Source organism: Pelagovum sp. HNIBRBA483 (assembly GCF_040931995.1).
GTDB lineage: Bacteria > Pseudomonadota > Alphaproteobacteria > Rhodobacterales > Rhodobacteraceae > JAEPMR01.
Genome location: NZ_CP162412.1, coordinates 250,255 through 262,710 on the forward strand (window position 1 = coordinate 250,255; position 12,456 = coordinate 262,710).

The following is a 12,456-nucleotide window of genomic DNA, read 5'->3' on the forward strand; positions in this document are numbered from 1 at the left end:
GACCGCGCGAAACAGAAGGTTTACGTTATGGTTCTTTGGCGGTTTGCACGAGCTGCGGCCAGTATTCTGATCTGCTGTCTTCTTGGGCAGCAGGCTTTCAGCAGCACAGTACCCACGCGCGAGAACCTTTGCCTTACCGCCGCGGCAAATGCCGCCGCTGCATCACAAGTGCCCGAGGCAATTTTGATTGCCCTTACGCGCTCCGAAAGCAGCCACCTCGGTTCACCTTGGCCATGGGCCCTCAATATCGACGGTCAAGGCCACTGGCCGGAGGACGCATTTCAAGCGCAGCGGCTCATCGCGTCGGCGCGCGGCTCTGGCGCCCGCTCGATTGATGTGGGTTGTTTTCAGATCAATCAGTATTGGCATGGCGCCAATTTCCCCTCGGTGGCGGCAATGCTCGATCCGGAAACGAACGCAGCCTACGCAGCTGCGTTCTTGCTGCGCTTATACCGTGAAAAGGGAACGTGGCCTGCCGCAATCGCCGCCTATCACTCGCGCACGCCAGAAATCGGTCAGCGCTATCTCGCGCGGTTTGAAACTTTTTACGAAGCGGAAAGGAGGCTTCCACCGCGTGCCACCCCACCAACGCGCGCTCGTGCGCCACAGCATGACCGGCGGCTCCTTTCAAGGCGGGCCGCGGCGCTTTTCAGCCTGAGCGGGCGGCGCATCGCCTCTGCCGGATCGCTCGTGCCGGTCGCCGGCGGGGAGGATAATTAGATGCAGCCCGATCTCGCGGCCTTTCTGCGTCCGACTGTCCTTTTGGCCGTGGCACTTCTCGCAGTCATCGTCATGATGGTGCTGCCAATGCCGTCTTGGGTGCTCGATATCGGCTTGGCTGCTTCTTTCGCGCTCGCCATTCTGATCTTCACGGTGACGCTCTTCATCGAACGCCCACTGGATTTTTCGGTCTTCCCGACGGTGCTCCTTGCCTCACTGATGCTCCGGCTTTCGTTGAATGTCTCCTCGACCAAGCTGATCATTGGCCAAGGTCACACAGGCACAAGCGCGGCCGGAAATGTGATCGAAGGCTTCGCCATGTTTGTCATGGGCGGATCGCTGCTGATTGGCCTCGTGGTGTTTTGTGTTCTTCTGATCGTCAATTTTATCGTCATCAACAAAGGCGCGACCCGCATGGCCGAGGTTGGCGCGCGCTTCGCGCTAGACGGCATGCCCGGGCGGCAATTGGCCATTGATGCGGATATGAGTGCCGGCGCCATCTCCCACGAAGAAGCGAAAGCGCGTCGCGAGACAGAACTGGCAGAAACGACGTTCTTCGGCTCTCTCGACGGAGCGTCAAAATTCGTCAAAGGCGATGCGATTGCGGGGCTTTTGATCACTGTCCTGAATCTGGTCATGGGATTACTGATCGGCATCCTTTTGCATGACATGCCTTTGGCTGAAGCCTTTGAGAGCTACGCTATACTGACGGTGGGGGATGGCTTGGTCACGCAGATCCCTGCGGTAATCATCTCGATTGCCTCGGCGCTCCTCTTGGCGCGCGGTGGCGCAACGGGGACAGCCGATTTTGCCCTTATCACACAGTTGGGGCGCTTCCCTGCCGCATTGGGGACAGTTGGTCTTTTGATGGGCCTTTTCGCGCTGGTTCCCGGGCTCCCGTTTGGCCCGTTTCTGTTGGGGGCGTTGCTCTGCGCGATCGCGGCCTTCGTCGCGCATTCGAAATCCATCCGCGAGTCCTCGGATGCGCAATCCGCGCCTGATTTGGCGCCACCTGAAAAGCCGTCAATCGCTGACCGGCTGGTTCTTGACGATATCCACCTCGAGTTTGCTCCTGATCTGGTGAACATGGTGCTCGATCCTGCCATCGGGCTCGACGCCAGAATCGCCAATATCCGCGTTCATGTCGCGTTGAGCTTCGGTGTCATCCTGCCCGAGATCCGCCTGACGGATGATGCATCGCTCCCACCGGGCACTTACCGGATCAAGATTCACGGTGTCGAACAAGCGCGCGACAGGCTCCGCCCCGGGCAGCAACTCGCGCTTATTTCGGCTGATGGAGCTGACGGGCTGGCGGGTGAGGCCGTAAAAGAACCCGTTTATGGCGCGCCGGCGCTCTGGGTCGATGGTGCAGCAGCGGGCGAAGCTGCGGGCCAAGGGCTGACGGTGGTTCAGGCACCGGAAGTATTGGCGACACATCTGTTGGAAGTCGTGAAGCGCAATTTTGCAAGGCTGATGACCCACCGCGCGTTGCGTGAGCTATTGGATCAACTTGTATCCCTCAAAGACCAGCGGCGCGCCGAGGCAAACCGGCGGATGTTTGACGAGCTGATCCCCGATAAAGCGCCCTATGACCTGTTGTTGGCCGTGCTGCGCCTGTTGCTCGAAGACCGCCTTTCGATCCGAAACTTGCCCCTGATCCTTGAAGCGACTGCCGAGGGAAAGTCGCTCTATGCGCGCGTCGATCAAATCGCCGAACATGTGCGGCAAAGGCTTGCCTTTCAGATCGTTGCCGAGCATCGGCGCGAGGATGGCACGGTGCCGCTCGTTCAGCTCTCGCCGGAGTGGGACGAGCGTTTTTCACATTACGAAACCGGCCCTGATGGCAGTGAGGTCGCCCTTCCACCGGACGCATTCAAAGCCTTGGCAAGTGGCGTGTCGGATACGTTGTCAAAAGCGGCCGAGACAGGCGCCAACCCTGTGCTCGTGACCTCTGCCCGCCGCCGCCGTTTCTTGCAAACGGTTGTCCGCAGCCGTGGGTTGATGACAAGCGTTCTGTCTTTTGACGAACTTGGCGTCGATGTGCGCCCTGCGCTGTTGGGTGTGGTCGCGGCATGAGTGGCGATTTGGCGCCGCTCCTTGCATTCGTTTCCGATGTATGGTCCCAGTTCGCGCTGGTCTTTCTACGGTGCGGGGCGATGGCCGCCGTCTTGCCCGGGTTTGGCGAGCGGGTCATCCCGATGCGATTCCGTTTGGCCCTCGCTGTCATTCTGAGCCTTCTCGTCACACCGGCGGCTGGGCAGGAAACGGTTGAATTGGGCTTCCCTGCTGCAATCGCAGAGGCGCTGACAGGGCTCTTTCTAGGGCTCTTGCTACGGTTCATGGTCTTTGCGATTCAGATCACGGGGGCCATCGCCGCTCAATCAACCTCGCTTGCGCAGATTTTCGGCGGTGGTGTCACGCCAGATCCCTCGCCGGCCATTGGTAATGTACTTCTCTTGGGCGCACTGGCGCTTTTCTCGCTTTCGGGCGGGCACATCTATGCCGTTGTTTATGTTCTGAACAGCTATGCTGCGGTCCCCTTGGGGGAATTCCCTGATCCGGCAACCCTTACCAAGGCAGGGCTGGAAACTGCCGGAGCCATGATGCGGCTTGGATTACTTCTTGCCATGCCGTTCGTGATTTCCGGCCTCCTGTACAATGTGGTTCTGGGGGCGATTAACCGCGCGATGCCGCAATTGATGGTGGCCTTCGTCGGGGCTCCGGCAATCACCGCAGGCGGGCTTTTGTTATTGGCGCTCGCGGGGCCGCTGCTGCTTGGTGTCTGGCGCGACGAGGCCATTTCATATGCGGTCGCCCCGCCGTGGATCCCGAGATGAGTGGCGCCGCAGACGAAGGCCCTGCCGGCGACAAGCCGCATGAACCGACGCAGAAGCGCCTCGAAGACGCGCGCCGCAAGGGTGAAATTCCCCGTTCTACGGATCTCACCACCGCGGCTGCATATGGCGGTTTTTGCCTTATGCTGCTCTTTTGGGGGGGCGTCTCAGTGCTCTCGCTCGCAACTTGGATGCAGGGTTTCCTGTCCAATGCCGGCCTGATTTCCGAACGGCTCCTGGCCTCAGGCGGGAGCCATTTTGGCCGCGGCTTCATCACCGGCGTGGCGCAATACCTCCTGCCTTGGTTTCTCCTACCTGCCGCGCTCGCTGTTATCAGCTTGTGGATACAACGCGCGATCCTGTTTACGCCATCAAAGCTCGTGCCGAAACTGTCACGGATCTCTCCCCTGTCAAATGCGCAGCAAAAGTTCGGGCGAAGTGGGCTGTTCGAGTTTACCAAGAGCGCGGCCAAGCTTTCTGTCTATAGCGCGCTTTTGGCGGCTCTGATCTATGCCCGAATGCCAGAGTTGCTGGCGGTTCACATGGCGTCACTGCCGCAGGCACTGGGGCTTTTGGGGCAATTGATACGAGAGCTTGCTGGCCTGATCTTTGTTATCGCGTTGTGTATTGGGGGGCTCGACCTGCTGTGGCAACGCGCTGATCACCAGCGCCGCAACCGTATGAGCCGCAAAGACCTGCGCGATGAGCAAAAACAGGCGGAAGGCGACCCCGAAGCGAAGCAGAAGCGCCGGCAGCGTGGTCAGGAGCTGGCACTCTCGCAACTGATCGCACAGGTCGGCGGCGCGGATGTTGTGATCGTCAACCCAACCCATTTTGCGGTCGCATTAAAGTGGAGCCGGCAGTCGCAGGGAGCTCCTGTCTGCGTGGCAAAAGGGGTCGATGAGATTGCCTTGCGCATTCGCGAAGAGGCGGCACGCCAAGCGGTGCCGGTTCATCATGATCCACCGACAGCGCGCGCCCTTCATGCGACTGTCGAGATTGGTGATGAAGTGCCGCCGGATCATTACCGCGCGGTTGCCGCAGCGATCCGTTTTGCCGAGGCGATGCGGCATAAGGCGGGGGCATGGCGGTGAAGCAGATCGGAACGCTCCAGCGGCTGGTCCGCCTGCGGCGGGATGTACGCATGGGAGAGTTGGCGCAGGTCCGCCGTTCCCTGGCCGATCTGAGGGAACAGCGCGGCGCCTTGGCGAACCCTCCTGTCACCTTTGATGATGCGGCGGGTTTGGCGCAGTTTGCCCGCTGGCAGATGTGGCGACAGCAGGAACTTGGCCGCTTAGCGCAGGCAGAGGCACAGTTGCGCGCGCGGGAGGCGGATGGCGCGTTTCACCTCGCCCGCGCAGAGGCCGCTGTCGCGGCAGTGGAGGCATTGTCCATAAATGAAGCCCGCGATGGAGAACGAGCACGGCGCCGGAAGGCGCTCACATATCCTGACGACTGATATCAATGATCAATATATCACTGATCGCAGGACCAAAGACCGACTGCGCCGTGCTCAGGAGAATGTCCCGCAAGCCTTTCAGCGTTGCCGCGTCAGTGAAGGTGCCGTCAAAGCCGCCCGCATTGGCGTGATTGAAGAGGTCTTGCAAAAAGCGGTCGCGCAATTTCGGCTCGTATTCGTAAACGGCGTCGCGCTTTGCCTCCTCGACCTCGGCGCTTAGGGAGAGCACCACCATGGATTTGACGTGACCGTCTTCGACCACCGGAACCACAAACTGGTTCGACAAGCGGGCGAATGCTTTGGCTGATTCGTTCGGCAGTTCGGCTTGCTTGACGACCTCACTCTCCGCCTCGCATTGCGCCGCGCTTTCCGATGTATCGGTTTCTTGTTTGCTGCCAAGCACTTTCGCGGCCGTGCCGCCTGCGCCGATGCCTGCGATCAATAGGATAAGTGGGAGGAGGATTTTCTTCACTATTCAGCCCTCAAAATGGCAGGATGGCATCAAGCGCCTGCGACCCATAGCGGGGCCGCAGCGCATCCGTGATATGGCCCCGACCGCCATAGGAAATGCGGGCAGAAGCGATCTTGTCATAGGTGATTTCGTTCTGACGGCTGATGTCAGCGGGGCGAACATAGCCCGTGATGAAAAGTTCGCGCAGTTCAAAATTCACCCGCACCTCCTGCCGCCCCTCGATGGCCAGAACGCCGTTCGGCAGAACATCTGCAATCGTTGCGGCAATGCGCAGGGTGAGCTTCTCCGAGCGGCTGACGCTGCCATCGCCGCTGCTCGCATTGTTGGCGGTGAAATCGATGGCGTCGGAGAGTGACGCGCCCTGGGGTAGGTTTGGATCGATCCGTTGCGGAAGGCCAAAGAACTGCGGCATCCCGAAGGACCTATCCGAGGAACGGGAGCGCTCCGAACTGTTATCAATCTCGGCGGTGTCGTCGATCTCGATCACAACGGTGAGTATATCGCCAAGCCGGTCCGCGCGTCTGTCGCCAAAAAGGGAAGTGCGGGTTCCCGACCAGAGCGAGGCGCTTGCCGCTCTTCGATCACGATGGTCCGTCGTTTGGTAAGGTGACGCCGCGAAGGTTTCGGTGCCGGAAAGGGGGGAAAGCACGGGAAGTGCTTGGTCCTGCGTTTGCGGCGCGCAAGCTGCCATCAGAGCCAGAAGCAAGAGGGCTAAGTATCGGGACCGAACACGCATCAGTAGGCCGCCCGCGCCAGCCCATCTTGGCCGATCCGTGCGGAAATGATGGCGCGGGACTGGAGATTGAGAACCTGAATGATGTCACCCGCGCTGGCGCGTTCGAGTGCGCGGCCTTCCGTTTCGATGGCCAGACCGCCGCGGCGGTAAATCAATGTGACGGGCGCATTCGCGTCCAACAGGGTCGGCAGGGAAAGTTTGGCGAGCGTCACCGGCTGCCCCTCGAAGATGATCGCGCGGGTTTCCATACCCAAAAGTGCTTCGATTGCCGCAACATTGGCTGCGGAAACGGCAAGATCTGCGCTGGAGATGATCGTGCCGACAGGCAACGTGGCGCGCGCCAAAACTTGCGGTTCCGCCCACAAAGGCGCGGCAGAAAGAGCCATTACGAGCAGTGCGGCGCGCATTTTCATTACCGGACCTGAACCATGGCGCCGAGCATCTGGTCGGCGGCAGAGATCACCTTTGAATTCAGCTCATATCCGCGCTGGGCCGCGATCAACTCTGTCACCTCGCGCACGGGATCGACGGAACTTTCCTCCAGAAACCCCTGTCTGAGCGTGCCCAGCCCGTCACGACCGGGCAGTCCGCTGACCGCGCCGCCTGATGCCGCTGTCTCGCTGAACAGATTGTCGCCCGTCGCACCCAGCCCTTGCGGATTAGCAAAACGGTAGAGCTGTATCTGGCCAAGTTCCTGATGATCAGGCCGGTCCGCAAAGCGGGCGTAAACGGTGCCCTCGGCATTAATCATGATGTTTGAAGCATCGGCAGGGATGCGGATGGCATCGGCAACAGGGAATCCCAGCGCCGTGACAAGCTCGCCGTCAGGGCTACGGTTCAGTGCGCCGTCGCGGGTGTAGGCGGTGCTTCCGTCGGGGCGGATGACGGCAAGGAACCCGCCACCCTCGATTGCCAGATCAAGCTCGCCGCCTGTTTGTTTGAGCGCCCCTTGGGATTGCAGAACGGCGACGGCCGACGCCCGCACACCAAGCCCAAGCTGGACGCCAGTAGGCACCAGCGTTCCCGTGGCGGAGGATAGCGCGCCAGGCGCGAGTACCTGTTGATAATGAAGGTCGGCAAAACCGGCGCGACGCGCGTTGTAGCCGGTGGTGCTCATATTGGCGAGGTTGTTGGATGTCACTTCGACACGCAATTGTTGGGCAGACATGCCAGCAGCGGCAATTTTTAGGGCGCGCATGGAGTTCTCCTATTTTCCGAGGGTGCGCAGCATGGTGCGCAGGCGTTCGTCTTCCCGATCCCCGAAGGATTGCCCAAGCTCGTAGCTGCGCTGCACTTCGATCATTCGCGCGACCTGCGCGATCGGGTCGACGTTTGAATCTTCCAGCACCCCTTGCCGCACCGTGGCTTCGGCAGGCAGCGTTCCATCGGGCGCATTGAATAGGGTGTCGCCGGTGCGGTTCATGGTGAGTGGGTTTTGCGGGGTGACGACGGCGAGGCGGACAACGGGTGCACCCCCAGCCGAAATCGTCCCATCTGCGGCAATCGAAATCGCTTGCTCTGGCGGAAGGGTGATCGGACCACCGCCATCGCTGAGCACGGCATGGCCAGAGGGCGTGACCAACTGGCCCTCGGCATTCATGCTGAAACTGCCCGCGCGGGTGAGCCTTTCGCCCTGCGGGGTCTGCACCAGAAAATATCCCGCGCCTTCAATCGCGAGATCAAGCGCGCCTTCCGTGTGGGTCAGTGCGCCTTGGGCAGGCGAGATATGGTGCGCGCGCGCGGCGGCCATCGAGAGGCTATCCCCACTGGCGGGCAGTTCGGCCAGAAATTCGGTAAACAGGATGCCTTCGGATCGAAAACCGGTGGTGCTCATATTGGCGATATTATTGGCAATCACCTGTAATTCCCGCAGGAGCCCGGATTGCCGCGATAGCGTTGTATAGCCTAAAGATTCCATCAGTAGCCCCCTGCAATGACGGGAAGTACCGCGCTGTGAAAAAAGGCAATCAGCGTCTCTGACATAAAGCCCATCGCGACCCAAAAGGTTGCCACGATGGCGGCCAGCTTAGGCACGAAGGTCAGGGTCATTTCCTGAATGGAGGTCAGAGCCTGAAACAACCCGACCGTCAGCCCCACCGCCAGGGCGACGGTCAGGATCGGGCCGGAAACAATGAACGCTGCCCACAAGCCCGCGCGCATCGCGTCGTAGAACAGGGCTTCCGGCATCAGACCGGCATCCTCAGAATTTCCTGATAAGCTTCGACGACACGATCTCGCACCGTCGCGGCGGTTTCGACGGCCAGCTCCGTCTGCGCCAAGGCCTGCACCAGCGCATACGGGTCTGCGCCGGTTGTCATCGCCTGCACGGCCGTTGCTTCACTTTGTTTGAGCGTTGAGCCAAGCGCGGCCGCAGCGTTGGAAAATAGTCCCTGAGTCGTTTCGTGAGTTTCGCTGGGGGCGGTGGCAGTGCGGTTTCCCGCATAGGCCCGCGCGGCGAGTGTGGTTGAAATATCCATCTCTGTCCTTCCGGTTATTTCTTGAGAAGATCCATCAACGCGCTCGACATCTGGCGCACTTGATCAAACATTTTCAGGTTGGCCTCGTAACTGCGCTGTGCTTCGCGCGCGTCGGCGATTTCGGTGAGGAGATCGACATTCGAGCCTTGGTAATATCCGTCTGCATTGGCGAGCGGATGGCCGGGGTCGAAAATATCCGGCAGCGGACGGTCATCGAGCCTGATACGGCCAACCGCGACTCCATCCTCGGCATCGGAGGAAAACTGGATAAGCTTGCGGTGATAGCCAGGCGTATCGGCGTTGGCGATATTTTCAGAGACATGCCGCAGGCGGCGGCTTTGGGCTGCCATGCCGCTAGAGGCGATACTGAGTGCAGTGCTGAGATCTGCCATGACTTAGCGCCCAATCGCCAAACGGAGAACGGTCATGCCGTGACGGTAAATCGCCAGCGCCCGCTTGTGGCTGCGGTCGGCGTCGATTCCTTCCATCATCTCTTTTTCGAGCGAGACCCCGTTACCATTAGGCGAAATTGCCGCGCCGGTTTCTGTGCGGGAGTCGAACCGGCTGGGCGCGCTCGTAATATGATTGCTGCGCGTGGTCACCGCGGTAAGGGAGGCGCCGGTGCGATACGCTTCCTCAAAAGCGGTGAGCCTTTGCGGGCGGTATCCGGGCGTATCGGCATTCGCGATGTTTTGTGCGGTCAGCGCCTGCGAGCGGCCCGCGTGGGCGCCCAGGGCGCCGGCAATTTCGAAAACGGTTAACGATTGATACATCGGGGCTTCTCCCTCGAGCTGGTGAAACGAAGGATTAAGCCTGATTCCTTAAGAAGCGGTTGTGATGCGCAAAAAAGGAAACTTGGGATGTATCAGGAGATCGCTGCCACGATAGCCGCGCAACGGCCAGTCGCGGCGCTGGCATTCGTACAATCGGTGCGGGCCGGCAAGATAAGCCTGCACGCCATGGCGGCGCCACCCGCGACGGGCAGTCGCGTGTTTTTTCAACATGAGGAAATCGGGCAGGTGGTTGCTGTATCGCAAGAGCGGGTGTCTGCCCTGCTCTCCGCACCCGTTTGCCCCGCCTTGGTACCGGGAGCGCGCGTGGCGCTGCGGCCGCCGCGCGCGGTTCGGGCCGGTCCGCATTGGGTCGGGCGGGTCGTTGATCCGGATGGGGTGCCCCTTGACGGGCGACCGATCATTCAGCTGGAGGGGGAACTGTCCGACGCAACTGTGAGGGCGGCACTTTCGCGGCGGGCGCTTGGCCCGCGGTTCACCACGGGGATGCTCGCGGTTGATACGCTTTTGCCGCTGGCGCGGGGGCAGCGGCTGGGCCTTTTTGCTGGGTCCGGCGTTGGCAAGACGACACTTCTAGCGGATTTTGCCCGCACGTGGGAGGCTGACATCATCATCTTTGCGCTTATTGGTGAGCGTGGGCGTGACCTGCGGACATTTGCCACTGAAGTGCTTGATACCGATGCGCGGGCGCGTAGCGTCATCATCGCGGCGACCTCCGATCAGCCGCCTCAAGTTCGGGCGCGATGCCTCGACACGGCGATACGCGCGGCCGAGCATTTTCGTGATCAGGGGCGGCAGGTTCTGTTGTTGGTAGATTCCGTGACCCGCTTTGCCGAGGCCGAGCGTGAATTGAGCGCTGCGACCGAAGGCGCGCGGGCAAGCGCTGCGCTGCCTGCCGGTTTTTCGTCACGGCTCGCGCGGCTATGTGAGCGGATCGGGCCGGGTAGCGGGGCGACGGGCGATATCTCGGCGGTGATCAGCGTGTTGGTTTCGGGCGGGGATATGGAGGAGCCGGTTGCCGATCTTTTGCGCGGGCTGTTGGATGGTCATATCGTTCTCAGCCGCGACATTTCAGAGGGTGGGCGCTTTCCCGCTTTTGATGTCACGCGCTCTGTTTCACGGTCCTTGCCGGAGGCCGCGAGCGATGAAGAACGCGCCGTCATTGCGAGAGCGCGAAACATGATTGCCACCTATGACGAGGCGCGGCTGCTGATCCGATCAGGGCTCTATGTTGCGGGCGGGGATGCAGGGCTTGATGCGGCAGTCGCGCGGCATGCCCGCATTGAAGAGGCGCTTGCACGAAAAGGGGCAAAAACGGTTGAAGAAAGTTTCGCTCTTTTGCGCGCGGCAATCGGTGGGTGAGCTTGCTCTAATAGGCTCGTGCTGCCTGCAACAGGCTCAGCGCAATAGACGCTGAGCTGCTTGGTTGTGACGATACAGCTTCGCGGGCAAAGTAGAGGCGCAGCAACTTTTCTTGTGCGTCTGGGTCGTTCAGGGCGTCGAGCGTGTCAGTGCCCAGTGCCGCGCGGGCGCGGTCTTTGAAGGCTTGGTGCTGCGTGTCGATATCGGCTGAGGCGAAACTGGCAGGCAGGCCCAGCGCAGTTTCGAAAATGCGGCGAAGCGGCGGTTGACCCATGATGCCATACCAGCGCGCGTCGTTTGTCGTAGTCTCGGAAAAGAGATCGCCCAGCGCGCCTTGCAGGTTGAGCGCCAAGCGCATCGTTTCGTCCACCGCGCCAACTGCCTCCTGAAATGCGCCTGCCTGAAATTTTGTGATGATCCTATCTGTAAAAGCTGCCCCGCGCGCTGTGACGAGCCCCCCTTCTGGGCGGGCGAAGGCCGCGGCGAAGCGGCGATAGCGCTTGTCGGCCAACCTGTTGGCGAGGGCTTCGGGGTCTTGAGTGCCATCTTCTAGAATTTTGCGAATGAAGGCGCGGTTGTTGAGGTCGGCGTCCAGCCCGAAAGCGCCCAGCGCGACCTGCAAAAGACGACGGTCATCGATCAAGGCCTCTACGCTGTTTGTCGTGCCGATCTTTTCCTTGAAGTGCGCCAACAGTCGCGGCGTGGCGGCAGAACGGGCAAAGGTGTTTTGCTGCATGTCCAGCGTGCGTTTGAGGAACCGCCAGCCGGAATAACCACCAAACGGAAGGATCGGTTGGAAGCTCATGTTGGGCGGTCCGACGCGACCCCGAGTAGGCGGTCTTCGCGTGGCATCAAACCGCGTAAGGCTTTCAACGCGCGGTAAAAGTCACCTGACAGCACGCAGGCCGTAGCTTGTGCAAGGTGGCTGTGGCTGTCGCTATCAGTCAGAACTTGGCTGAGTTGTTCGATCCCGCGTAAAAGCTGCGCCCGCGCGTCCTCCTCTCTGGCATCGCCCGAGAGGACCAGCTGGGCGATGTAAACGACGCGCCGCACGGGTGATTTCGCCTCGTCCGGATGCAGCGCGTCGCGCAGGCGCAGAATATTTGCCTTCGGCGTCAGGATCGAGAGCCTGCCACGCCGCGCGCCATTTTCGATGACAGCACCGTTAACGAGTACGCGCTCCCGCGGTGCGAGCTTGAGGACGAGGCCGCTCATATGTTCGGCGCGCGGCCGGAGAGGCCGTCCCTGACTGCGCGGTTGATGTCGATCAGCACCCCGATATCTCCACGGCCCTCCAGCACAGCGCGGCTGTGTGTGTCGGAAAACTCTGCGAGATAGAAAAGCCGCGCCCGCAGGGTATCTGGGAGTTGGTTTTCGGGGTCGGCGACCGAAGTGGCAATCGTGTGCCAGAGGGTTCTGTTCTCGTGCAGCGCTTCGGCAACCTTGCGGGCGCGTTGAGGCGTTTCGTCGCCGGCAGCCTTCGTGAGCCGCGCTGTAATTTCTGTGAAAAGCTGATGTTCGACAGAGCGCTCTGTGCGGATGGGCGCGGAGGTCGGCGCGTAGGTCTGCAGAATTTGGGATTGAATGTTCAAGGTGGATCCTTTC

Annotated in this window: 18 protein-coding genes; 6 read left to right on the plus strand and 12 right to left on the minus strand. The window is 60.8% G+C overall.

Going from position 1 to position 12,456, the window contains the following annotated elements; genetic code table 11:
• Window positions 1–27 precede the first annotated feature (27 nt).
• From AB1E42_RS01255 to AB1E42_RS01275, 5 genes are read left to right on the plus strand one after another with little or no spacing between them, the layout of a single operon-like run.
• Window positions 28–720, plus strand: coding sequence for a transglycosylase SLT domain-containing protein (locus tag AB1E42_RS01255; RefSeq protein WP_368345193.1), 693 nt, complete (start codon window positions 28–30; stop codon window positions 718–720).
• On the plus strand, window positions 721–2,796 hold the full coding sequence (gene flhA, locus AB1E42_RS01260) for a flagellar biosynthesis protein FlhA (protein ID WP_368345194.1): 2,076 nt from the start codon (window positions 721–723) through the stop codon (window positions 2,794–2,796). It begins immediately after the preceding gene.
• A complete protein-coding gene (locus AB1E42_RS01265; protein ID WP_368345195.1) occupies window positions 2,793–3,557 on the plus strand; it encodes a flagellar biosynthetic protein FliR in 765 nt (254 codons plus the stop codon). The genes flhA and AB1E42_RS01265 overlap by 4 nt, the downstream gene beginning before the upstream one ends.
• Window positions 3,554–4,648, plus strand: coding sequence for a flagellar biosynthesis protein FlhB (locus AB1E42_RS01270; protein WP_368345196.1), 1,095 nt, complete (start codon window positions 3,554–3,556; stop codon window positions 4,646–4,648). Before AB1E42_RS01265 ends, AB1E42_RS01270 begins: the two co-directional genes overlap by 4 nt.
• Window positions 4,639–5,013: a hypothetical protein gene (locus AB1E42_RS01275; protein ID WP_368345197.1), complete on the plus strand. Its 375-nt coding sequence runs from the start codon at window positions 4,639–4,641 to the stop codon at window positions 5,011–5,013. The genes AB1E42_RS01270 and AB1E42_RS01275 overlap by 10 nt, the downstream gene beginning before the upstream one ends.
• Here AB1E42_RS01275 and AB1E42_RS01280 read toward each other — a convergent pair.
• From AB1E42_RS01280 to AB1E42_RS01320, 9 genes are read right to left on the minus strand one after another with little or no spacing between them, the layout of a single operon-like run.
• On the minus strand, window positions 4,994–5,485 hold the full coding sequence (locus AB1E42_RS01280; RefSeq protein ID WP_368345198.1) for a flagellar basal body-associated protein FliL: 492 nt from the start codon (window positions 5,483–5,485) through the stop codon (window positions 4,994–4,996). The genes AB1E42_RS01275 and AB1E42_RS01280 overlap by 20 nt on opposite strands.
• A 10-nt stretch (window positions 5,486–5,495) precedes the next feature.
• Window positions 5,496–6,221: a flagellar basal body L-ring protein FlgH gene (gene flgH, locus AB1E42_RS01285; RefSeq protein WP_368345199.1), complete on the minus strand. Its 726-nt coding sequence runs from the start codon at window positions 6,219–6,221 to the stop codon at window positions 5,496–5,498.
• Window positions 6,221–6,628 carry a flagellar basal body P-ring formation chaperone FlgA gene (flgA, locus tag AB1E42_RS01290; protein WP_368345200.1) on the minus strand — a complete coding sequence of 136 codons (408 nt, stop codon included), beginning with the start codon at window positions 6,626–6,628 and terminating at the stop codon, window positions 6,221–6,223. The genes flgH and flgA overlap by 1 nt, the downstream gene beginning before the upstream one ends.
• A 5-nt stretch (window positions 6,629–6,633) precedes the next feature.
• Window positions 6,634–7,419: a flagellar basal-body rod protein FlgG gene (gene flgG / locus AB1E42_RS01295; protein WP_368345201.1), complete on the minus strand. Its 786-nt coding sequence runs from the start codon at window positions 7,417–7,419 to the stop codon at window positions 6,634–6,636.
• A gap of 9 nt (window positions 7,420–7,428) precedes the next feature.
• Complete coding sequence (locus tag AB1E42_RS01300; protein ID WP_368345202.1) at window positions 7,429–8,139, minus strand: flagellar hook-basal body complex protein; 711 nt, start codon at window positions 8,137–8,139, stop codon at window positions 7,429–7,431.
• Window positions 8,139–8,411, minus strand: coding sequence for a flagellar biosynthetic protein FliQ (locus AB1E42_RS01305; RefSeq protein WP_368346341.1), 273 nt, complete (start codon window positions 8,409–8,411; stop codon window positions 8,139–8,141). The genes AB1E42_RS01300 and AB1E42_RS01305 overlap by 1 nt, the downstream gene beginning before the upstream one ends.
• Window positions 8,408–8,698, minus strand: coding sequence for a flagellar hook-basal body complex protein FliE (gene fliE, locus AB1E42_RS01310; RefSeq protein ID WP_368345203.1), 291 nt, complete (start codon window positions 8,696–8,698; stop codon window positions 8,408–8,410). Before fliE ends, AB1E42_RS01305 begins: the two co-directional genes overlap by 4 nt.
• Window positions 8,699–8,712: 14 nt before the next feature.
• The gene (gene flgC, locus AB1E42_RS01315; protein WP_368345204.1) at window positions 8,713–9,090 is read right to left on the minus strand and encodes a flagellar basal body rod protein FlgC; all 378 of its coding nucleotides are present in this window, start codon (window positions 9,088–9,090) and stop codon (window positions 8,713–8,715) included.
• Between the two features lie 3 nt (window positions 9,091–9,093).
• Window positions 9,094–9,471: a FlgB family protein gene (locus AB1E42_RS01320; RefSeq protein WP_368345205.1), complete on the minus strand. Its 378-nt coding sequence runs from the start codon at window positions 9,469–9,471 to the stop codon at window positions 9,094–9,096.
• An 87-nt stretch (window positions 9,472–9,558) separates the two neighbouring features.
• On the opposite strand from AB1E42_RS01320, the gene fliI reads away from it, so the two are divergent.
• A complete protein-coding gene (gene fliI, locus AB1E42_RS01325; protein WP_368345206.1) occupies window positions 9,559–10,851 on the plus strand; it encodes a flagellum-specific ATP synthase FliI in 1,293 nt (430 codons plus the stop codon).
• A gap of 7 nt (window positions 10,852–10,858) precedes the next feature.
• On the opposite strand, the gene AB1E42_RS01330 is transcribed toward fliI, so the two are convergent.
• From AB1E42_RS01330 to flaF, 3 genes are read right to left on the minus strand one after another with little or no spacing between them, the layout of a single operon-like run.
• Entirely contained in the window at window positions 10,859–11,656 is a 798-nt protein-coding gene (locus tag AB1E42_RS01330) for a DUF1217 domain-containing protein (protein ID WP_368345207.1), read from the minus strand.
• Entirely contained in the window at window positions 11,653–12,066 is a 414-nt protein-coding gene (gene flbT / locus AB1E42_RS01335) for a flagellar biosynthesis repressor FlbT (RefSeq protein WP_368345208.1), read from the minus strand. Before flbT ends, AB1E42_RS01330 begins: the two co-directional genes overlap by 4 nt.
• Window positions 12,063–12,443, minus strand: coding sequence for a flagellar biosynthesis regulator FlaF (gene flaF / locus AB1E42_RS01340; RefSeq protein ID WP_368345209.1), 381 nt, complete (start codon window positions 12,441–12,443; stop codon window positions 12,063–12,065). The genes flbT and flaF overlap by 4 nt, the downstream gene beginning before the upstream one ends.
• Window positions 12,444–12,456: the final 13 nt, after the last annotated feature.